The sequence below is a fragment of the Nostoc sp. NOS(2021) genome (assembly GCF_017115025.1).
Classification (GTDB): domain Bacteria; phylum Cyanobacteriota; class Cyanobacteriia; order Cyanobacteriales; family Nostocaceae; genus Nostoc.
This window is the reverse complement of record NZ_JABXKM010000218.1, coordinates 1-21449: the sequence shown is the minus strand read 5'-3', so window position 1 is coordinate 21449 and position 21449 is coordinate 1. Positions and strand designations below refer to the sequence as shown.

Genomic DNA, 21449 nt, shown 5'->3' with positions numbered 1-21449 from the left:
AAAGCCGTGCTAGAAGCACGGGGCTTTAAACCCAATTTTTCGGTAAAATTTATGATTAATGCGAGGAGAAAAGAGTTTCCCAGTCAATCACAGGCGGTCTTTGTCCCTGGTTGATTATTTCAAAAATTTTCCTAGAACTACTTGGGTGAAAAAGGCATTCCACACAAGCATTTGCTACGTCAATCCGGCTGGCATCACCTGAAAGTGTATCCCCAGTGCCTACGACCACACCGGATTTACCCCCTGTTTTTGCCTTGAGGAGGGTATTGAGGTCGTAGGAGGTATAGGGGCCGTCAATCAAGCGTCCTGGGCGGATAATGGTGTAGGGTAATCCTGAATTAATAATGGACTCCTCGCCCTTTTGTTTGGCATCCAACACGCCAAAAGCATTAAGAATACTAAAAGGAAACTGATTTTTACGGAGAATTCCGCAGGAAGAGACGAAAACGAACCGCTGCAAATTCCGGGGTGCTGCTGCCACTAGGTTGCTGACACCTTGGGCATCGACCTTTGCCGGACTATTCTTTGCTTTTGCTTGACTAGATTTGGGGTTAAGGAAAGTGATTCCCCATTCAATCAAGTTTGGGGGTTGGTCAAACTCCCATCGTGCAGAGGGAAAGGCGGTGGTTCCGGTACAACTTATGATGTGGGTGATATCTGGCGTTGCGGCTGGCAGTGTAGCTGGCTCGCGGATGTCACCAACGGCAATTTCCACTCTCTGGTTAAACATCTCTTCAGCTTTTGCGGGATTGCGTGTCAGGACACGAACTTTCAAACCCTTTTCCAGCAGTTTGCCTACCACCAGTTGCCCTACTCCACCAGTAGCACCAGCAACTAGTACCAAATTTTCAACTGACGTTTCAAAAGAAGTCATAAAGTACCTTTGAGATAGTCTATAGCGGTTCTCAGTCGCGTGGGCGGGTCTCCCGACTTGGGCGAACTGGCGTCCCACTCGTAGGGGCACAGCAATGCTCATTAGTGTCAACTTAAGGTGAAAGCCTTTTAAAACCTCGTTTCCAGCCAGAGGCTGGAAATGCATCTCATAGCGGCTCTGCCGCAAGTCTTGAGGCGGAGCCTCTCGGAATGCATTCCCAGTCGGAGACTGGGAACGAGATAATCTCTAAAAGCTGCTTCTAGACTAACTTTCACGTTAAGTTGACACGTATGAGCAATGCTGTGCCCCTACCATATCTTGCATCCCAGCGAGAACTGCTATATTGCTAATCTACTAAAAAAAATGCGTAGGCGTAGCCAGCCGTAGGCATCGCCAAAATTGGCCCAGATTAAAGATTTTGCTAATGGCTGTTGACTCTGTAGCTTACAGGCTGACAACTGGGAATTTTAGGATCAGGGCAAACTCCCTAAAACTAAATCAGCACAGTAGCAAGCACTTGAGGTTTCGAGCAAGGAATGAAAATTAGTCAAAAATTAATTTCGGGTATTCTAGGAATGGTTACTCTCTCAGGAACGATTGGTGCGATTAGTGCTCATCAACAATTGAAGATGGCTAAGTATCTTGCTCAACAAGAGGCTGAAGAAGTTGCGGGACTACTGGGATATTTCGTAAGTCATGAGTTTGAATACCACGAAATGCGATCGCGAGAGGAGATGGTAGCCCATTTGCGAGAGGAAGTTCAAGCACTACATAAGCAACGTCAGCGTGATCTGGAGATTGTAGACCGCAATAAAATCATTTTGGCAGATGTAGTTCCCGAAGACATCGGTACGCGATTAGATCACGATCGCAATAATGAAGTTGGTCAAACTATTCACGATGGCATACCAAGAACATATATTGAGACTAGTTCTGAGTACCCAAAGGGGATTCTATTGATTGCTGTTGCTTTTAAGACTAGCAAGGGTGAAACGATTGGTGCAGTAATTCTGGAATATACACCGCTTTACAAAGCCGCGCTAGCAATAGCCCATAAAAATATTGTTGTCACGTCGGTTATTAGTTTGGGATGTGGCATATTTGCATTAGCAGTAGGTTATCTGCTCTCCAGAAGCATCTCAAAACCGATTAAACAACTCCAGCAAGCTGTGGTAAATCTGGCTGAAGGTAAGCTGGCTACTAGAGTTAGTATTCGCTCCCAAGATGAGATTGGCGAGTTAGCTACCTCGTTCAACAAAATGGCGGACGATCTACAACATTCCAGAGATGAGTTGGTCAATGCCAACGAACAATTACGAGACGAGATTGCCGAGCGGCAGCAGGCAGAAGCAGAACTTCAACAGGTTCTCAAAGACCTGCAAAAAACCCAAATCCAATTAATTCAATCTGAAAAAATGTCGAGTTTGGGTCAACTAGTGGCGGGAGTTGCCCATGAAATCAACAATCCGGTTAATTTCATCTATGGCAACCTCCAGTACACTGATGATTACACTCAACAGATGCTGCTGTTAATTAAGCTTTATCAGAAATATTACCCCAACCCAGAGCCAGAAATTCAGAATGCTAACAAAGTGGCCGATATTGAGTACCTAATAGAAGATTTGCCTAAGATGTTAACCTCAATGAAGATGGGGGCTAAACGCATCCGTGAAATTGTTCTCAGTCTACGAATCTTTTCTCGTTTGGATGAAGCTGAGTTCAAAACGGTTGATCTGCATGAAGGAATCGACAGTACCCTATTAATATTGCAACACCGTCTTAAGGTACAAAATAATCGCCCTCAGATCAATGTGGTCAAAGAGTATGGTGAAATGCCTAAGATTCACTGTTTTGCAGGGCAACTGAATCAGGTTTTTATGAACCTCTTGGCAAATGCAATCGATGCTTTAGAAGAGTGTTTCCAAAAAGAACTTTGTCCAAATCCCTTGATTCGCATTTCTTCTGAACAGGTAAATGAAAATGTCGTCATTCGGATTGCGGATAATGGAGCAGGAATTCCAGAAGAAATCCAGTCGCGTCTATTTGACCCTTTTTTCACTACTAAACAAGTTGGTAAGGGGACTGGTATGGGATTATCGATTAGCTACCAGATAATTACTGAAAAGCATGGTGGATCTTTGCAATGCATTTCATCACTGGGACAGGGTGCAGAGTTTGTAATTACAATCCCGATTCGAGCAGTGAAATCAGCACAATTATCAATCAGCGATCGCAATACCCATCGGTAAAAGTCAGCGCGAGTGTTTTTCAGCCACTAAGCTCGACTTTATCCAAAATTAACAACTCGGTTTTCTTTATCCGGCAAAAACCCTGGCTTTTTGGCAAATACTTTTTCCATGTCACAGATTATCGATGAAGTTAAAAAAGTAAAACTACCGTCCCACAAAGGTTTCAGCGATAGCGATCGCATTGCGAAAAAAATGGATCAAGTCGAGCTAAGTGCGATCGCACTTAGAGGGGAAATTGCGCCCGAATTGTTCGGTTCTACCACTGTCATCAGTACACAAATAGCTATAACCTCTTAGGTAGTAGTGAAATGTCTACCCTAGACGCTGTTAGTCGCTCTTGAATTAAGGGGTGAAAACCTGTGTACAAATGGATATTGCCAAGTCTGAGCGAAATCTTGGCTGAAAATCAATCAAGTGTAGCTGAATGTTCACCTGCTAAAGCAGAACGGCAGTGGCGTGTCAGCCTAGCAGCGACAGAACATTTGCTATTAAATACTTTAGCAAATCTTTCACCTGCCACAACCCAAGGATTAGTTTTAGCTGCACCAGCACCCTTATTTAGTCAGCCAAAACTGACTCAAAGCTTACAAACAGTAACTTTTACAGCAAAACCATTTAATCCCTTGGCGCTGATGCCATTTCAGATGCCAGGTGCGATGCCTGAGTTGGGCTATGCCAACGCATCTGTAAATGAAGAAATTGCTCCCCATGAATCGGTACTTCCCTTACTAGCTGCCGATCCGCTAGGGACAGAACAGTTTTGTTTAGTTTTTACAGATAAATTTAGATTAGTGCTAGTTTTAGCAAACCACAAAAACGGTAAAAAAACCTTTTCATTTTCTTTTGAGCCAGAAGTAGTGCAGCAGGCTTGGCGATCGCTAGGATCAAGGGTAATGCTGGCTAATCCAGAATTTTTCGCCCGCTTGGACGCATTAGTAGAACAGTATTCTCCGGTAGCACCAGATTACCGCATCATGATTGAGTTTAGCCAGTTGTTGCTTCAGGAATTAACAGAACCAGAAGAGACTAGGGACTCTTTACTAGGGACTGGGGACAAGGAGGACAAGGAGAATAACCCATGCCCAATGCCCAATCCCCAATGCCCAAATCCTGATGTAGAATTGCTCCAAGCCTTCGCTCACGAAGTCCGCACACCTTTAACAACTATTCGCACCATGACTCGTCTGCTGCTGAAGCGGCAAGACTTAGATGCTGGCGTGATCAATCGCTTAAAAATTATCGATCACGAGTGTACCGAGCAAATTGACCGGATGGAGTTGCTGTTTAAGGCAGCAGAACTGGAAACTACTGCCTCAGCAAAACCCTCAAAAACTCAACTCACGCCGATGTCTTTAGATCAAGTGTTGCAGCAGAGCATTCCCCGTTGGGAACAAGCAGCGCATCGGCGGAACTTAACTTTAAATGTTATTTTACCCCAGCAACTACCAACAGTGGTGAGTAATCCCACGATGCTGGATCAGGTACTCACTGGTTTGATGGAGAATTTCACTCGCAGCTTACCCGCTGGTAGCCATATTCAAGTACAAGTTATCCCGGCTGGCGATCAACTGAAGTTACAATTGTCGCCCCAATTCGGGTGCAAAGATTCCAATAAAGCCGCCACACCTGCAACGCCACCAATTCGTAAAGCGCTTGGTCAATTGCTGATGTTCCAACCAGAAACGGGTACGATTAGTTTGAATATCGCCGCAACCAAGCATTTGTTTCAGGCGATCGGTGGCAAACTGATTGTGCGCCAGCGTCCACACTATGGGGAAGTTTTGACAATTTTCCTGCCTTTAGAAGTTAGCAAGCAGAAGCCGGGAGTTAAGAGTTAGGAGTTAAAAATGCATAATTCATAATTCATAACTCATTTTCTGTAGCGATCGCTCTTGGGGTATCGCCAATACTTGCCAGTTGCACTGTAAATGTGGAACCTTCAGCTAATTTACTTTTTACAGAAATAGATCCGCCACAGCGCAGCAGCAATTGCTGTACAATTGTTAACCCCAACCCAGCACCACCATAATCTTCAGTTGCGGCTGTCCGCACACGATAAAACCGATCAAAGATTTTGGGAATTTCGTTTTCGGCAATACCGATACCTGTGTCGCGGAATTCTAATTGGACATAATCGCCTTGAATACGGGCACGCACCCATACTTGACCCCCATTAGGAGTAAATTTAATGCTGTTATGCAGCATATTTATCACAATTTGCCTCAGCCCACCACTCACGCACCAAACAGATGGGAGTTCAGTAGGTACTGAGTAGGCTAAGATAATCCCTTTTTCTTGGGCTAAAGGTTGGTAGGTACTGACTACTCCAGGTACAATATCTGAGGGACGCACCAACTCCAAAGTTGTCCCCTCCAAATTCTGTTCTAGCTGCACCAGTTCCAACAAACCAGTGATCAGGGAATTTTGCTGATCGCACTGGGTATTTAACATCTGTAAATAACGTTGTCGCTGGGGGGGTTTAAGATTAGGGGAATTCAATAACGAAAGTGCTGTCTTCATATGCGTCAAGGGTGTACGCAATTCCTGACACACATTTTTCAGGTATTCATCTTTGAGTTTCTCTTTGTTGTGCAGTTCTTGATTTTGCTGCTGCAACTTAGTGGTACGTACTGTGATGATTTGATGATTAATTTCATCTTGTCGCAGGAGTTGTTTTGCCAACAGTTGATTCATAAGTGCGGCTTGGGGCGCAGTTGGACAAATAAAACTAGCAGGTAAAATTGGGGATGATTCCGGCGCGTAGACGCCCAGCGGTGAGGGGGTCGCAGTCTTGGCGCTTGGCGTCGATTGGGACCCCCCGAACCCGAAGGGCTTGTCGTCAGACACCGCTTTTTGGATACCATCTAATACTTGCTGAATTATTCTCCCCTCAACAGTAGTTATAATCAGCAACGGCTGGTTTTTATTAGTATTTACCTTCGCTGATACCTTCCCCGATGTCTGATTTTTGCGTTTTTTAAGTGGTCGATAAGCCAAAATTAAACTGCAAAACTGGGGCGATAACACCATCAGAAAGTTTTCCCGTCGCAGTTGGCTATCTGGTGGGAGGTGAATAGAGACATGATGAGAGGATGAGGGGGATGAGGGAGACAAGAAAGTATTTTCTTCCTCTGCTCCCTGCTCTCCCCCTTTGCGCCTCTCCTGAATCTGGCAAGTATAAATGAAACTAGACGCACCTACCGAGGATTGATAACGCACTAATTCTGATTGCCAAATTTTATCTGGTGGTAGCTTCACCCATAAAGTGGCTGCAATTTGCTGCTCAATTAGTAAGTCAATTTGCGCTCTTAGCAGCGATAGCAGAGTAGCAGGACTGAGGGACAATGGTTTAGGAGGCACTTGCACTCCCATAACCAGTTGATAAACAGACAGATCCTTAGCCAGAGATACATTCATGAGTCAAGCACAACAAGGATGAAGCAAGAAATAATTCTGTCTTCGATTTTCACCTTTATGCGTGCATTTTTTACAAAATCCCCACGGAAATAAATATGGACTAGTTAAAAACTGCACCCATAAGGGAATGGGGAAGAAGCAGGGGAGCGGGGAGCAAGGGAGAATAGTTTTCCCCTCTGCACCCTGCCCCTCTGCCTCTTTTCAATGCCCAATGCCCAAATTAAGGTTGTATATTCAGTCTTTGGTGTAAAGCGTCGCGTGCGTGTTCTCGGTCGTCAAAATGGATTTTTTCAGTACCAAGAATTTGATAATCTTCGTGACCTTTACCAGCAAGCAAGACTCCATCACCGGGTTGTGCTTGTAAAATAGCGGTACGAATTGCGATCGCGCGATCGCAAATTACAGTTGGCTGCACTGTGTCAGGAATTCCCGCCAAAATATCTTTCAAAATCTTTTCTGGGTCTTCAGTCCGGGGATTATCCGATGTCACCACCGCTACATCAGCTAACTGAGCAGCAATTTTACCCATTTTTGGGCGCTTAGTGCGATCGCGATCGCCTCCACAACCAAACACGCAAATCACCTTCCCAGGTATAAACGGACGTGCCGCTTTCAGCAAATTTTCTAAACTATCGGGTGTGTGGGCATAATCCACAATCACGCTAATGTCTTGTTCAGGAATAATCTGTACCCGTTCCATCCGTCCGGGAACTCCTGGAAACTCAGGTATCACAGATACGAGCAATTGTAAATCTAGCCCTAAGTGTAAAACTGCTCCGACGGCTGCAAGAAGATTTTCTAAATTATATTGTCCGACTAGGGGCGATCGAAAAGCTACGTCACCCTTTGGTGTATGTAATGTCCCACTGACACCATTCGGCTGATAATTTAAATCACTCATCCATAAATCAGCGCTGTTGTCGTTGACACTGTAACTCCAAACCCGTTTAGAATCTAACGAGGAAATTAACCTTTTGCCAAAGGAATCATCAGCATTAATTATTGCCCGTCCCTTGAGATAATCAGGGCTAAACAACAACGCTTTGGCAGTAAAGTAATCTTCCATATCGCTGTGATAGTCGAGATGGTCTTGGGTAAGATTACTAAATACCGCCACCTCAAATTCACAACCCAACACTCTACCTTGGGCCAAAGCGTGAGAACTTACTTCCATCACCCCAAACTCACTACCAGCCTTTACAGCCTCAGCTAGCTGCTGTTGCAGTTCCACCGCAAAGGGCGTAGTGTGGGCAGCAGTTTGCTCAAAACCTGCCCAACGAGTGTACAGAGTTCCCATCAAAGCTGTAGCTAGATGAGCTTTGAACAGCAGAAATTCTATTAGATGAGTAGTTGTAGTTTTGCCATTTGTACCAGTCACACCTACCAGCTTGAGTTTTCGCCCAGGATAACCGTAAAAAGCACTGGCTATCTGGGCACAAGCTTGAGTTATGTTACTTGCACTGATCACCACAGCCTGATTTGTGGGAGGATTTTTTTGTGCAGCTTCGGGAGAGACGATCGCAGCTACAGCACCAGATGCGATCGCACTTTGCCAAAATTCCCCACCATCAACCCGCGTTCCTGGCATCCCAATAAACAAATCTCCCACAATACAAGCATGGGAATTTGTCTTCAAACCCCTAACTTCCACATCCTCAAAAGTCGGATGGCTAGGCAATTGCTCAACACTATCTACCGCCGTTAGTAATTCCCGCAATTTCATTTTGTGAACCTCGCCACATTCTTAATCTTGCGCTTATTCTGCATTATTTTTTTCTAATTGGCTAAATACTTACGCAACATTTGCTCTAACTGCTGCACAGTAGCACGAGGAGAAGGACGTGGCAATAATTTCTCACTCCCCTCTGCGCCCTCTGCGCCTCTGCGGTTCGATAAATAAATTACTGGCACCTCATACTCATACGCAGCAAACCAATCATCACGAGTCGTAATATCCCTAATTTCCAACTCGAAACTGATATTTTGGATTTGTTCTAGCTTTTCTTGCAAGCCTTCACATAAATGACAGCCGGGTTTACTGTATAAAATTAATTGCATTGTTTATTTTAGTTGGCGTAAGAACTTATCTGACTTTTCACGTTATGTGGAAAAATCCACCAAAAACCTAACCCCCTAACCCCCTTCCCGACGCGGGAAGGGGGGAAAATTCAAAGTCTCTCTCCTTTTAGGAGAGAGATTTAGAGAGAGGTTTTCCAGATGCATTGAAAAGTCAGGAAGTTATAAGTTTAGAATAACGTAGACGCTTCGGCTTGCCGCAGGCTACCGCAGAGACGCAGAGGACGCAGAGAGATGAGAAGAGAAGATTTTAATCTGGGTGAGTATGTTGATCAAATGGCGTTGTTGTTGGATTTGGAGTTAAGAGATGAGTATCGTGATGGTGTGGTGGCAAATTTTGAGAGAATTAGGGCGATCGCTAATCTTGTAAATTCTTTCCCTCTACCAGAGGATATTGAAGTTGCACCAGTTTTTGAACCATAATAGCTATGTTGATGCTTTAGTAATTTTACCGAGTTGCAATATAACCAATAATACTAAGATATTAGCCGACTATACCTTGTAAAATCAGATGAATAATTTCAATGCTGCTAGTTCATTGAAGTCTGCGGGTGTCGGTAGATTGTTGGTGCGGTTGCTTTGGGTGTTGCTAGGATTTGGTATTGCTTCTACGCTATTATCTTTGTTGCAAGTCATAGCACAGCCACTTTATCAGCTACTTGCTTCTCTTGATGCACTGATATCAATAGTTACCTCACTGTTCAATTTAACTTCAATCATTGTTTTTTTGATTTGGCTATATCGTCTCCATGCCGATTTAAGGAATCTCTTCAAGGAATATCCGATTACGCCAGGAGGTGCGATCGCACGATTTCTAATTCCTATATATAGTCTTTGGGGAATAGCCAACACCTTGTCTACTTTTGCTGATCGATTTAAAGTGGAAGGTGATGATTTCACACGTTTGAGTGAACAAGTGCGATCGTTAATAACGCCGCTATATGTTTTTATGATGGGGTCAAACTTTGTGAATCGTATCGCTGCTAAAAATCCTCAAGATAAATTTCTGCCCTTTTGGTTTTTATTATCTTGTATTTTAGATTTAGGTTTTACAGCTGTTTTGCTACAGCTAGCAAAAACTATGCAGACTGCTATTACTCAAAAAGCTAAACGCGCTATCTCCTAATATTCCAGCATGAATTTTGATTCAGCCGATGCCATAACAATATCAACTGCTGTGCGCGAAGGTAAAGTTAGCGCGGTGGAAGTTACTCAGAATGCGATCGCCCGAATCGCCGCGCGGGATAATCAACTCAATTGTTTTACGGCTGTGACTGCTGAAACAGCTTTAACAGATGCAGCCCGCATTGACACCGAAATTGCCCAAGGTAATAATCCTGGAATGCTGGCTGGTGTGCCTTTTGCGGTGAAAAATCTCTTCGATATCGCTGGTTTAACGACTCTGGCGGGGTCGAAAATCAATGCAGAAAATCCAGCAGCTAACCAAGATGCAACAGCAGTAGCGAAGCTGAAACAAGCGGGTGCTGTGCTGGTTGGCGCTTTGAATATGGATGAGTACGCCTATGGGTTTGTGACGGAAAACTCCCATTACGGTGCGACTCACAACCCCCATGATTTACAGCGAGTTGCTGGTGGTTCGTCGGGTGGTTCGGCGGCGGCTGTTGCTGCTGGGTTAGTACCCCTGACGATGGGTTCTGATACTAATGGTTCTATTCGCGTTCCGGCGGCGTTGTGTGGGGTTTTTGGTTTGAAGCCAACTTATGGACGCTTATCTCGTGCTGGAGTAGCTTTATTTTCTAGCAGTTTTGACCACATTGGATCTTTTGCGCGTTCGGTGCAGGATATCGCCACAGTGTTTGATGTGCTTCAGGGAGAAGACGATCGCGATCCAATTTGTACAAAGCGTCCGCCTGAATTATGTTTACCACAACTTAAACAAGATATTTCTGAGATCAGAATTGTAATTGCAGCTGATTATTTCACCAAAGGCGCAGAAGCAGAAGCTTTAGCAGCAGTCCAAAAAGTAGCTGATGCTTTAGATGTCACTGCATACGTAACCATACCAGAAGCACACCGCGCCCGTGCAGCAGCTTTTGTGATTACAGCTAGTGAGGGCGCAAATCTGCATTTGGGAAAACTGCAATGTCGTCCCCAAGATTTTGATGCAGCAACACGCGATCGCTTTTTGGCTGGGGCGTTAATTCCTAGTAGCTGGTATCTCCAAGCACAACGGTTTAGAAAATGGTATCGCGATCGCGTTCGGGAAGTCTTCCAAAATGTCGATGTAATCCTTGCTCCAACTACACCAATTTCCGCACCGCTAATTGGTCAACAAACCATGATTTTGGATGGCGAAGAAATTCTTGTCCGTCCTCATTTAGGGCTATTTACTCAACCATTATCTTTTATTGGTTTACCCGTTTTATCAGTACCAATTCAGCGCCAAAATGCATTACCTTTAGGTGTGCAATTGATCGCAGCACCATATAATGAAGCGTTAATTTTACGGGTTGCGGCTGCGTTAGAGGCAAAAGGTATAGTTTCAGCACCAGTAATTTTCAACGCTCTCAACTAAAGCTACGGAGAATAGGACTTTTCAAACATCCTCTGAGGCTGGAAACGAGATTTAAAAGGGTCTGGCGATAAATAAAGACGGGTTGCAGCCCGTCTAAATAGCTTGAAAGTGCAAATACACCTTGTATAGTATTGAAAATAACACAGTTATTTTTCTCAGAGTTGCCAATTTGCCAATTCATAAAAAGAACAGACGTTAGATCCATCCTACAAGTCCTGGTCTTTCCGGCTAAATCATTTACCCATAAATGTTTGAGGATTTCCCGAAATTGCGATTGAACTCCTCACATTAGACCTCTTGCATAAATGCTTAAATTCTCATGTTGAGCGGAACAAAACATCTGTGAGATTCTTCTTGTACACTGCGTTCCTTACCCTGTGGGAACGCTGCACGAACAGAATGACATTCCTGATTTTTTGACTTTTGCAAGAGGTCTATTCATTGAGCAATTTTGAGCTACTCTCTGGTCTGAAAACAGTAATAATCGCCCTGACAAGATATTGCTTTGTCTAAATAAGTCATAGTAGAGGTTACAACTACTGTATACAGAAGCTCCTCTAATCTGTTGTCAGACTGGTTTAGTTTGACGTTAACTCAAGTAGCAGCAAACATCAAGGGTTATAAGCATCGAATATGAACGTTTTACTTCTATATCCCCGTTTTCCAAAAAGTTTTTGGTCTTTTGAAAAAACACTGGCTTTATTAGACCGTAAAGCAATGCTACCGCCTTTAGGCTTAGTAACTGTAGCCGCGATTTTACCCCAAGAATGGGAATTCAAGCTAGTAGATCGAAATGTTCGCGTCTGTACAGAAGCGGAATGGGCTTGGGCAGATTTGGTTATTATGTCGGCGATGATTGTGCAAAAAGAGGATTTGCTCTCTCAGATATTGGAAGCAAAGCAGAGAGGTAAGCGGGTTGCTGTGGGTGGGCCGTTCCCGACAGCGCTACCGAATGAAATGACATCCGCTGGGGCAGACTACTTGATATTAGACGAGGGGGAAATCACCCTACCTTTATTTGTAGCAGCGATCGCACAGGGCGATCGCACAGGCATTTTTCGCTCTGATGGTGTAAAACCAGATGTCACCAATACTCCGATTCCTCGCTTTGACTTGCTAGAATTTGAAGCCTATGCGGAGATGTCGGTGCAATTTTCCCGTGGATGTCCCTTTCAGTGTGAATTCTGCGACATTATTGTACTCTACGGTCGCAAACCTCGCACTAAAGACCCAGATCAATTATTAGCAGAACTTAATTATCTCTACAAACTGGGTTGGCGGCGCAGTATTTTTATGGTGGATGACAATTTCATCGGTAATAAGCGGAATGTCAAATTATTTTTGAAGTCCCTTCTGCCCTGGATGGTGAAACATAATTATCCCTTTTCCTTTGCTACAGAGGCTTCAGTTGATTTAGCTCAAGACCAAGAACTGATGGATTTGATGGTAGTGTGTAATTTTGGAGCCGTTTTTCTGGGAATTGAAACCCCAGACGAAGAAAGTCTCACTTTCACTCAGAAATACCAGAATACCAGAGACTCGCTCAGTGAAGCGGTGCATAAGATTACCCGCTCAGGGCTGCGAGTCATGGCAGGCTTTATCATTGGGTTTGATGGTGAGAAGATAGGAGCAGGCGCACGAATTGTCAAGTTTGTCGAGCAAACAGCAATTCCCACAGCCTTATTTAGTATGCTGCAAGCGCTTCCAGATACAGCCCTCTGGCATAGATTAGAAAAGGAAGGACGACTCCGCAACAAATCAGCCAACATCAACCAAACCACGTTGATGAATTTTGTCCCAACTCGACCGTTAGAAGACATCGCCCACGAATATGTGCAAGCGTTCTGGGATTTGTATGAGCCAGAGCGGTTTTTGGAGCGTACATACAAACACTTCCGTCTTTTGGGGGAAGCAACCTATCCGAAAAAGGGCAAAGCTGCCAAGAAACCATTGAACTGGAAAGTACTCCGGGCGTTGCTGGTGATTTGTTGGCGGCAGGGTGTACGTCGTCAGACGCGCTGGCAATTCTGGCGCAATTTGTGGAGCATGTATCAGCATAATCCGGGTGGGGTGAGTAGCTACTTAGCTGTTTGTGCCCAAATTGAGCATTTCTTGGAGTATCGCCAGATTGTTCGGGATGAAATTGAGGCTCAAGTAGCTGGATTTCTGGAAGCAGAAGCTAGGGTAAAACCGGAAGCAGAAGTGATGGAAGTGTTAGGAAGCTTAAAATAATAACTCATATCACAATACGCTTGGGTTAAGACCTGACTTTTTACTCTAATCTGGAAATCCTCACTTACATTCCTCTCTCCTGCAAGGAGAGAGGCATTGAATTCTCCCCATTCCCTTGTAGGCAAGGGAATGGGGAGTTAGGTTTCGCGTTACCTTATTCGCCATTGGGAAGTGGTCAAAATCTCCATTTGGTTACATTGCGAATTTCTGGTTACATTGCGAATTTAAAACTTTGCGTCTGCTAACTTCCACAGGATTAATATTGATTAATCTACCCCCGGCATAATTACAAGGAATATCTGGTTTATCCTTGTCATCAAAAGCTTCTTCATGAACTTATCCAGAAGAGTCAATTAAATGCTTGAGTGAGTTTGTATCAATATATTTAAGATTTTTATTATTATCAAGTTCTTGCCGAAACGATAACCAATATGGTGCTATTGCTCCAGTAGATTTTAAGGATTTATTAAAAAGCTCAATAAAGATTCCTGGACAGGCATAAGAACCATGTATCTGACTATTGTCACAAAATGCCTTTAAAATATACTGCCACTGAGTTGGATCGAGAAACTCTATTACTCTGATAAGCAATTTTGCATTATTTGCAGCATTACTGAAAGAATGAGATTCAATAAATTTTTGGACAATGGTTGTAATATTCTCTTTTAATATCGGCTCTAAAATTTCATCTGGAATTTCATTCCAATAATTATATTCTTTTAACAAGTCATCAAAAGTGACTGTACTAATTAATTTTATAATTGAACCCTTAAATAACTCCATTATTTCATAATTTATTTCATCAATGGATTTATATCTTGCATTTGCTTCAAGTAACTCTTCTAAAGAAGCATAGGTGATTTTTTCTCTTAGACTAGATTCAATCATCTGAATAAGTGGCATATCTGTATCTGTTGCAGTCTTTAATATTTGATAAACTAGAGTCTCTATTGGAGCAGCTTGAATAGCTTCTTGAAGGCAAGGTTGAATGGCTACACTCAATAGCTGATCAGCATTTTTTGTCATTCTAAGTAATTCATTTAAATCCGCTTGGGGCAAAGAATCTTTAAGAATCGGATCGAGAACCTTTTCTATAAATACTTTGTCTTCACAAAGTACTTTAGCCGATAAAATATGACTTACTGAAATCTGAAACTTACTAACTACAACTTCGGTCAAGAAACTAACATACCAACTTTTAACTAAAATATCTAAATTTTCTGCTGATAAACGGGCGCCCCATTTATTTTCATCAAAAATATTAAGCTTTTCAATAAATTTTTTTGCTTTTAATTGGCACGGCTCATTAAGATATTCCCAAGCGCTAATAGTACTTAAGTAAATAATTACTTTATCCCATTTTTCATCCGTTACTTTATTAAGAATAATATCAGAAAGCCCATCGTTAAGTATTTCTCCAGCTTGTTTTGAATATAGCTTTAGTACAGCATTCAGCGCACAAAATTGACGTGTTCGTTCATCAATTGGGCGATTGTCAATTAATAAGTCAATCGTTAAGCCACGGACGATATCTTTAATTAAGGTAGGACGTGCACGGGCTAACAGACTTTTTTGGAAATACTGAACTGCTAATTCTACTTCAATAGGAAAGTATTCTGACTTAATATCTTGGAAAATTCGTTCTTTCGCAGCTCGTCCTTGAACTGGTGGACGTTGCAACAAGTGTGTAACAGCGCTTCTCAAATGATAACGAGCTAATTCTGCGGTTGCTTCAAAAGGTTCTTCTAATGAAGTCATTGATGGGTGAGCGCATCGACTTCGATCCTCAAATAGCCTTTGAATGTCTGACTGCTCAACTGGAGAAATAAGTTCAAATTTTTCGATTGCCCAATTGGGAATGCTGGACTCAAATTGCCATAACTCTTTGACTTTTGCTTCTGAACTAATCTTTTCAAAATCCTTTAAGAGGTTGGCAGCTTCTCCATTTCCAAAAAGATCCAGTTCTCTTAATTTATGTAAAAACTCAAAAACCACTGCATTCCACGTTGCCACAATGCAAGATCGATAAGCACCTGCTCGGTAACAAGCCACGGCTTCTTGAATTAATTGTTTTGCTCGTTTATCCCGACACATAACTATTAATTCGTCCAGGTCAATAAAATTACTTTGCATAGTCATTATGTTGTTTATGACATATTTAAATATTAGTATTACTTATTACAAAGTGGAATGTCCAGTAGAATTTAGATTAGTTGCTATTTATATACAAAGTATACGTAAAACTTTTCCTTAATCTAATGCCGCTCAAGAAAGCAGCGCGGTTGCATCTACTCTACACTCTTCTCTCACACTGGTTTACAGCTTTATATCTTTTGCTGTTTCTTAATTACTGCTTAACGCTTTTTTATGATTTTGGACAAAGAATAATTGAGACTAAATGATCAAAATCATATCTGGTAAGCAAATTAGCGATCGCTGTGTTAAGCGGTTCCACATTTAACGTGTATAATTTTTCGTTTGAAACTTTTGGTTGTCTTGATGGCAATACCTTGCAATGCCAATGCATCGCAATACAATGTTAATGCGTCCCGATGCAATGTTAATGCATCCCCTTGCAATGCCAATGCATCACAATACAATGTTAATGCGTTCCCTTGCAATGCCAATGCGTCCCGATGCAATGTTAATGCATCCCCCTGCAATGCCAACGCATCCCAATACAATGTTAATGCGTTCCTCTGCATTAAAAACGCTACACTTTTACGCAAAACTGTACTAAGTGACCATGCCAGCCGATAATTTGGAGATTAATGAAACGATCGCGGCACAATTTGCTCAATTAGTGCTGGATTGTATCGCGCGGGAGTATCCCAACAGTAATCTGTATTGGGCTGATAGCGACGAGGATATAAAACCACCGCGTAAATTGACTCCTGCTTTTTATGGCTGCTTAGATTGGCATTCAGCCGTACATGGTCACTGGTTGCTGGTACGTCTGATGCGTCACTTTCCTGAAGCCTCTTTCAATGCCGCGTCAAAGCAAGCACTTGATCAGAGCCTAACACCTGAGAAGATTCAAGGAGAGATTGCCCATTTTCAACGGCTACCCTTTTATGAATTTCCTTACGGTGTGGCATGGCTTCTGCAACTGGCTGCGGAACTTCACGAGTGGAATCATCCTCAAGCGAAAGAATGGCGGCTTGTATTGGAACCGCTAGAAAAGTTGATTGCAGCTAATTTACACCGTTGGATTGACAAACTAAAACTTCCAAATCGCACCGGGATGCATAGCCAAACAGCTTTTGCATTTGGTTTGATGCTAGATTGGGCAAGGATTACCGAAAATACTGACTTCACTCAGTTAGTGGAGAACAAAGCACGGCAATTCTATCTTAGCGATCGCAATTACTCGTTACAATTTGAGCCGCTTGGCTACGATTTTGTCTCTCCTGGACTTGCTGAAGCAGACCTCATGCGGCGAATCCTCCCAACAACAGCTTTCACTGACTGGCTGACCGATTTTCTTCCCCAAATACCGATTGAGAATTCAGCAAATTGGTTAGAACCGAACATAGTAGATAATCCTCAAGATTATATGCAATCCCACTTCTATGGTCTTAATCTCAGTCGTGCTTGGATGCTTGAGGGGATCATCTCTAGATTAGCAAATAGCGATCGCCGCATAGAAACACTTCGCTCTGCTGCCGTTCACCATCGTCACAATGGACTAGCAAATGTTGTCACTGAACATTATGCAGCTAGTCACTGGCTAGGAACTTTTGCTGTTTACCTCTTAACTAATCGTGGGTTGCAAAAGCAAATTATTTGAACAGTCTGGATCTAATAATGTATCAAAACTGTTTAAATCGGGGTTTTCCCAATTCCCAATGCCCAATGCCCCATGCCCAATGCCCAATGCCCAATGCCCAATTCCCAATGCCCAATTCCCCAATCCTTAAAAGATGCCAAGTAAACATGGCTTAACCGACTGAGACTGTCAGGATCAAAGAGTAAAGAGTAAAAGGCAATCTATTTTGACTTTTAACTTTCTCCTTTTGTTCAACTTTCCACAACGGGAGGTTTAATTTTGACTAAATTAAAAGTTGGTATCAATGGCTTCGGTCGAATCGGGCGACTTGTGCTTCGCGCTGGCATCGATAACCCCAACATTGAGTTTGTCGGCATTAACGACTTAGTACCACCAGATAACCTCGCTTATCTATTAAAGTACGATTCAACCCACGGTAAATTAAAGCTCAAGGTTGAAGCTAAGGAAGATGGCATCCTCGTTGACGGGCGCTTCATTCCTTGTGTGTCTGTGAGGAATCCCGCAGAGTTACCTTGGGGACAATTAGGTGCAGATTATGTCGTGGAATCTACGGGACTCTTCACTGGCTATGAAGGGGCGGCAAACCACCTGAAAGCAGGTGCAAAGCGAGTGATAATTTCCGCTCCCACCAAAGACCCAGATACAGTTCCTACCCTACTAATGGGTGTAAATCATCACTTATTTGACCCCAGCAAAGATATAATTGTCTCCAATGCTAGCTGCACTACAAACTGTCTAGCTCCGATCGCTAAGGTGATCAATGACAACTTTGGGTTGACCGAAGGGTTGATGACCACAGTTCATGCCATGACTGCCACCCAGCCAACTGTAGACGGCCCCAGCAAGAAGGACTGGCGGGGTGGTCGAGGTGCAACTCAGAATATTATTCCCTCCTCTACAGGCGCAGCTAAAGCCGTTGCACTGGTTTTACCAGAATTGAAGGGCAGGTTAACTGGTATGGCATTACGAGTTCCGACTCCCGATGTCTCTGTAGTTGATTTAACTTTCAAAACTGCCAAAGCTACTAGTTATAAGGAAATCTGTGCTGCCATGAAGGAGGCTGCCGCAGGTTCACTAGTGGGTATCCTGGGCTACACAGATGAAGAAGTAGTTTCCACAGATTTTCAAGGCGATACCCATTCCAGTATCTTCGACGCAGGTGCTGGGATTGAGTTGAACTCCAACTTTTTCAAGGTAATTGCTTGGTATGACAACGAGTGGGGCTACTCGAATCGCGTGATTGACCTGATGTTGTCTATGTCACAAAAGGAAAAACTCGCACCGACAGCGGCTGTGGTTTGATTGGTCATTAGTCATTGGTCATTAGTCATTGGTCATTAGTCATTAGCTTTTGACTTTTGACTTTTGACTTTTGGGATTTGGGATGGTAAATACCCTGAAAGCAAGACTAAATAAAGTAACTTTTTTAGCAAACCAGTGATATGAAGCACATGTGAATTTGGATGCTTGGCGCGATCGCTCAAAGCATTCAAATTTGCAGGTTATTCCTCAACCCCCAATCCCTATGCGTCGAACCAAAATCATTTGTACTGTTGGGCCGGCTTCATCTGCGCCTGAAAAGCTGCAAGCCTTAGTAGAAGCTGGAATGAATGTGGCGCGGCTGAATTTCTCCCACGGAGCCTATGAATTCCACGCCCAAACGGCTCAGTATCTCAGGCAAATTAGTACTGAGCAGCAAAAGCCGATCGCAATTATGCAAGACCTGTGTGGCCCCAAGATTCGCTTAGGAATTTTACCACCAGAAGGGTTAAATCTGGAAGCTGGTAGTGAAGTTACCTTTGTTTTGCAACAAAAGGGTGAGAGTATCGACGAGCTACCTCTACCATTGCCGACTTTATTCGCAATGATGCGACCAGGCGAACCAATTTTGATTAATGATGGTCGTGTTAAGTTGATTGTTACCGATCGCGATGCCGATCGCATTCGGGCAGAAGTGAAAATTGGCGGGTTAATTTCCACACACAAGGGAGTAAACCTGCCACAAACTCCTTTACCTGTGAGTTCGATCACCGAAAAAGACTTGCTGGATCTGCGCTTTGGGATTCAGTTGGGTGTAGACTGGGTAGCAGTGTCCTTCGTGCGATCGCCACAAGATTTAGAACCCGCCCGAAGGATGATTGAAGCAGCTGGTGCTTCCATCCGTTTAATTGCCAAAATCGAAAGAGCAGAGGCCGTAGAGAATTTTGATTCCATTTTGCAGGTTGCCGATGCAATTATGATTGCCCGTGGCGATTTAGGGGTGGAAGTGCCAATTCACGAAGTACCCCTAATTCAAAAAGATATTATTCGCCGTTGCAATCGTGCTGGCAAGCCGGTGATTACAGCCACCCAAATGCTAGAGTCCATGATTAGCGCCCCTGACCCCACCCGCGCCGAAGCAACCGATGTTGCCAACTCCATCTTAGATGGAACAGATGCGGTAATGCTTTCTGGTGAAACGGCTGTTGGACAATATCCCATCGCCGCCGTCCAGATGATGCACAATATCGCCGTGCGAACAGAACAAGCTCTAGATGAGGGTAGCAAACATTCCTGGTGTCATGAAGCAGGTAGCCTCAGCGTTACCGAATCCGTAGCAGAATCGGTGTGTCGCATCGCCTATGAAACAGGCTCACGAGCAATTCTCTGTAACACTTCATCAGGGAATACGGCGAGAATGGTGTCTAAATATCGGCCAACTTCTCCCATTATTGCCCTCACCTCTGACATCACCGCTTATCGCCAGCTAGCGCTTTCTTGGGGTGTGGAAGCTTTGCTGATCCCACCAGTCCACAATGCCGAAGAGATGTTTACCAATGTGGTGAACACGGTTGTAGACATGGGTCTAGCGAATAAAGGCGATAAGGTGGTAATTACCTCTGGTGTTCCAATTGGTAAATCAGGAACAACTAGTTTAATCAAAGTGCATTCCATTGGACAGCCAATTTCGGCATAACCCACCTAGAATAGGGCTGTGGCTGTGGATAGTAAGCAAACTTAGGCAATGATTCCGAAAAATTGTCAGAATCAGAATTGAAGGAACAGTAAAGAGTGTAAAGAACTGGGGAATTAAGTAAATCCTAAACAAACATCACGGAGTATTTTATGTCTAAGAATTTACTGGAACAATTGCGGAAAATGACTGTTGTGGTCTCAGATACAGGGGATATTCAGGCAATTGAAAAGTTCAAACCCCAAGACGCCACCACCAATCCTTCTCTGATTACTGCTGCGGCGCAGATGCCGGAATATCAGGGAATTGTCGATCAAACTTTACTCCAGGCCAAGAAAGATGCTGGAGCCGGAGCCACCCAAACACAGATAGTTTCTCTAGCTTTTGACAGTTTGGCAGTTGCCTTTGGATTAAAGATTTTACAAATTATTCCCGGTCGCGTGTCTACGGAAGTGGACGCTCGCTTGTCCTACGATACTGAAGCTACCCTGACTAAGGCACGGGAATTAATTGCTCAGTATAAGGCCGCGGGAATTGGCTGCGATCGCGTTTTGATTAAAATTGCCTCCACCTGGGAAGGTATTCGCGCTGCGGAAATTCTGGAGAAAGAAGGTATTCACTGTAACCTTACCTTGTTGTTCGGTCTGCATCAAGCGATCGCCTGTGCCGATGCTGGTGTCACTCTAATTTCTCCCTTCGTCGGTCGGATTCTCGACTGGCACAAAAAAGATACTGGACGCGATAGCTACCCAGCAGCCGAAGACCCAGGAGTTTTGTCTGTCACCAAAATCTACAACTACTACAAGAAATTCGGCTATAAAACCGAAATTATGGGAGCTAGCTTCCGTAACATTGGTGAAATTACTGAACTTGCAGGTAGTGATTTGTTGACAATTTCCCCCGCACTTTTGGGTGAATTGCACGCAACGATTGGAGAACTGCCACGCAAACTCGACCCTGCTAAGGTAGCAAACTTGGAAATTGAAAAGATATCCGTTGACAAAGCTACCTATGACAAATTACACGCTGCTGACCGCATGGCAACTGACAAACTAGACGAGGGCATCAAAGGTTTCACCAAGGCATTAGAAGACCTTGAGAAACTTTTGGCAGACCGACTAGTTCGCCTGGAAACAGAGGTAGTAGCAAGCCATTAGGGACTTCCAATTAAAAAAATATCCAAGCAGTAGGGTGCGTTAGGCTAAAGCCGTAACGTAAAGCCAGGTTATGGATAATTGATTTTTTGGTATTCCCTTATAGCGTTTCCTAATCACATGAGGTACATCATAGCCCCCTCTCGAAGAGCGGGGAGGGGGTTAGGG

Annotated in this window: 17 protein-coding genes; 11 read left to right on the top strand and 6 right to left on the bottom strand. The window is 43.6% G+C overall.

Annotated elements, in window-relative coordinates:
* Window positions 1–55: 55 nt before the first annotated feature.
* Window positions 56–874: an SDR family oxidoreductase gene (locus tag HWQ41_RS23390; protein WP_292768230.1), complete on the bottom strand. Its 819-nt coding sequence runs from the start codon at window positions 872–874 to the stop codon at window positions 56–58.
* A 536-nt stretch (window positions 875–1410) separates the two neighbouring features.
* On the opposite strand from HWQ41_RS23390, the gene HWQ41_RS23385 reads away from it, so the two are divergent.
* The 3 genes from HWQ41_RS23385 (at window position 1411) to HWQ41_RS23375 (ending at window position 4961) form a co-directional block, all read left to right on the top strand.
* Entirely contained in the window at window positions 1411–3123 is a 1713-nt protein-coding gene (locus tag HWQ41_RS23385) for an ATP-binding protein (protein ID WP_292768228.1), read from the top strand.
* Between the two features lie 108 nt (window positions 3124–3231).
* On the top strand, window positions 3232–3420 hold the full coding sequence (locus HWQ41_RS23380; RefSeq protein WP_292768225.1) for a hypothetical protein: 189 nt from the start codon (window positions 3232–3234) through the stop codon (window positions 3418–3420).
* Between the two features lie 62 nt (window positions 3421–3482).
* On the top strand, window positions 3483–4961 hold the full coding sequence (locus HWQ41_RS23375; protein WP_292768222.1) for a HAMP domain-containing sensor histidine kinase: 1479 nt from the start codon (window positions 3483–3485) through the stop codon (window positions 4959–4961).
* 25 nt (window positions 4962–4986) lie between these two features.
* On the opposite strand, the gene HWQ41_RS23370 is transcribed toward HWQ41_RS23375, so the two are convergent.
* The 3 genes from HWQ41_RS23370 to HWQ41_RS23360 all read right to left on the bottom strand — a co-directional run bounded on the left by HWQ41_RS23370 (window position 4987) and on the right by HWQ41_RS23360 (window position 8598).
* Entirely contained in the window at window positions 4987–6540 is a 1554-nt protein-coding gene (locus tag HWQ41_RS23370; RefSeq protein ID WP_292768220.1) for a DICT sensory domain-containing protein, read from the bottom strand.
* 220 nt (window positions 6541–6760) lie between these two features.
* Entirely contained in the window at window positions 6761–8263 is a 1503-nt protein-coding gene (locus HWQ41_RS23365; protein ID WP_292768217.1) for a UDP-N-acetylmuramoyl-L-alanyl-D-glutamate--2,6-diaminopimelate ligase, read from the bottom strand.
* A gap of 53 nt (window positions 8264–8316) precedes the next feature.
* On the bottom strand, window positions 8317–8598 hold the full coding sequence (locus HWQ41_RS23360; protein ID WP_292768215.1) for a glutaredoxin family protein: 282 nt from the start codon (window positions 8596–8598) through the stop codon (window positions 8317–8319).
* A 252-nt stretch (window positions 8599–8850) separates the two neighbouring features.
* Here HWQ41_RS23360 and HWQ41_RS23355 point away from each other — a divergent pair, with 252 nt between their 5' ends.
* The 4 genes from HWQ41_RS23355 (at window position 8851) to HWQ41_RS23340 (ending at window position 13384) form a co-directional block, all read left to right on the top strand.
* Window positions 8851–9039 carry a DUF4089 domain-containing protein gene (locus HWQ41_RS23355; protein ID WP_292768212.1) on the top strand — a complete coding sequence of 63 codons (189 nt, stop codon included), beginning with the start codon at window positions 8851–8853 and terminating at the stop codon, window positions 9037–9039.
* Between the two features lie 88 nt (window positions 9040–9127).
* On the top strand, window positions 9128–9742 hold the full coding sequence (locus tag HWQ41_RS23350) for a DUF4328 domain-containing protein (RefSeq protein WP_292768210.1): 615 nt from the start codon (window positions 9128–9130) through the stop codon (window positions 9740–9742).
* Between the two features lie 9 nt (window positions 9743–9751).
* The gene (locus HWQ41_RS23345; protein ID WP_292768208.1) at window positions 9752–11152 is read left to right on the top strand and encodes an AtzE family amidohydrolase; all 1401 of its coding nucleotides are present in this window, start codon (window positions 9752–9754) and stop codon (window positions 11150–11152) included.
* Between the two features lie 633 nt (window positions 11153–11785).
* Window positions 11786–13384, top strand: coding sequence for a B12-binding domain-containing radical SAM protein (locus tag HWQ41_RS23340; RefSeq protein ID WP_292768206.1), 1599 nt, complete (start codon window positions 11786–11788; stop codon window positions 13382–13384).
* Between the two features lie 336 nt (window positions 13385–13720).
* On the opposite strand, the gene HWQ41_RS23335 is transcribed toward HWQ41_RS23340, so the two are convergent.
* Window positions 13721–15517 carry a hypothetical protein gene (locus tag HWQ41_RS23335; protein WP_292768203.1) on the bottom strand — a complete coding sequence of 599 codons (1797 nt, stop codon included), beginning with the start codon at window positions 15515–15517 and terminating at the stop codon, window positions 13721–13723.
* 308 nt (window positions 15518–15825) lie between these two features.
* Window positions 15826–16089 carry a hypothetical protein gene (locus HWQ41_RS23330; RefSeq protein ID WP_292768200.1) on the bottom strand — a complete coding sequence of 88 codons (264 nt, stop codon included), beginning with the start codon at window positions 16087–16089 and terminating at the stop codon, window positions 15826–15828.
* Window positions 16090–16130: 41 nt separating this feature from the next.
* On the opposite strand from HWQ41_RS23330, the gene HWQ41_RS23325 reads away from it, so the two are divergent.
* The 4 genes from HWQ41_RS23325 to HWQ41_RS23310 all read left to right on the top strand — a co-directional run bounded on the left by HWQ41_RS23325 (window position 16131) and on the right by HWQ41_RS23310 (window position 21284).
* Window positions 16131–17174 (top strand): DUF2891 domain-containing protein, encoded by a 1044-nt coding sequence (locus HWQ41_RS23325; protein ID WP_292768197.1) that lies wholly within the window; start codon window positions 16131–16133, stop codon window positions 17172–17174.
* Between the two features lie 258 nt (window positions 17175–17432).
* Window positions 17433–18476 (top strand): type I glyceraldehyde-3-phosphate dehydrogenase, encoded by a 1044-nt coding sequence (gene gap, locus HWQ41_RS23320; protein WP_292768194.1) that lies wholly within the window; start codon window positions 17433–17435, stop codon window positions 18474–18476.
* Between the two features lie 223 nt (window positions 18477–18699).
* Window positions 18700–20130, top strand: a complete 1431-nt coding sequence (gene pyk / locus HWQ41_RS23315) for a pyruvate kinase (RefSeq protein WP_292768191.1) — start codon at window positions 18700–18702, stop codon at window positions 20128–20130.
* Between the two features lie 149 nt (window positions 20131–20279).
* Window positions 20280–21284: a transaldolase gene (locus HWQ41_RS23310; RefSeq protein WP_292768190.1), complete on the top strand. Its 1005-nt coding sequence runs from the start codon at window positions 20280–20282 to the stop codon at window positions 21282–21284.
* Window positions 21285–21449: the final 165 nt, after the last annotated feature.

Coding starts and splice junctions, on each gene's coding strand:
- HWQ41_RS23390 (WP_292768230.1), bottom strand. CDS start 874: ATGACTTCTTTTGAAACGTCAGTTGAAAATTTGGTACTAGTTGCTGGT.
- HWQ41_RS23385 (WP_292768228.1), top strand. CDS start 1,411: ATGAAAATTAGTCAAAAATTAATTTCGGGTATTCTAGGAATGGTTACT.
- HWQ41_RS23380 (WP_292768225.1), top strand. CDS start 3,232: ATGTCACAGATTATCGATGAAGTTAAAAAAGTAAAACTACCGTCCCAC.
- HWQ41_RS23370 (WP_292768220.1), bottom strand. CDS start 6,540: ATGAATGTATCTCTGGCTAAGGATCTGTCTGTTTATCAACTGGTTATG.
- HWQ41_RS23365 (WP_292768217.1), bottom strand. CDS start 8,263: ATGAAATTGCGGGAATTACTAACGGCGGTAGATAGTGTTGAGCAATTG.
- HWQ41_RS23360 (WP_292768215.1), bottom strand. CDS start 8,598: ATGCAATTAATTTTATACAGTAAACCCGGCTGTCATTTATGTGAAGGC.
- HWQ41_RS23355 (WP_292768212.1), top strand. CDS start 8,851: ATGAGAAGAGAAGATTTTAATCTGGGTGAGTATGTTGATCAAATGGCG.
- HWQ41_RS23350 (WP_292768210.1), top strand. CDS start 9,128: ATGAATAATTTCAATGCTGCTAGTTCATTGAAGTCTGCGGGTGTCGGT.
- HWQ41_RS23345 (WP_292768208.1), top strand. CDS start 9,752: ATGAATTTTGATTCAGCCGATGCCATAACAATATCAACTGCTGTGCGC.
- HWQ41_RS23340 (WP_292768206.1), top strand. CDS start 11,786: ATGAACGTTTTACTTCTATATCCCCGTTTTCCAAAAAGTTTTTGGTCT.
- HWQ41_RS23335 (WP_292768203.1), bottom strand. CDS start 15,517: ATGCAAAGTAATTTTATTGACCTGGACGAATTAATAGTTATGTGTCGG.
- HWQ41_RS23330 (WP_292768200.1), bottom strand. CDS start 16,089: ATGCAGAGGAACGCATTAACATTGTATTGGGATGCGTTGGCATTGCAG.
- HWQ41_RS23325 (WP_292768197.1), top strand. CDS start 16,131: ATGCCAGCCGATAATTTGGAGATTAATGAAACGATCGCGGCACAATTT.
- pyk (WP_292768191.1), top strand. CDS start 18,700: ATGCGTCGAACCAAAATCATTTGTACTGTTGGGCCGGCTTCATCTGCG.
- HWQ41_RS23310 (WP_292768190.1), top strand. CDS start 20,280: ATGTCTAAGAATTTACTGGAACAATTGCGGAAAATGACTGTTGTGGTC.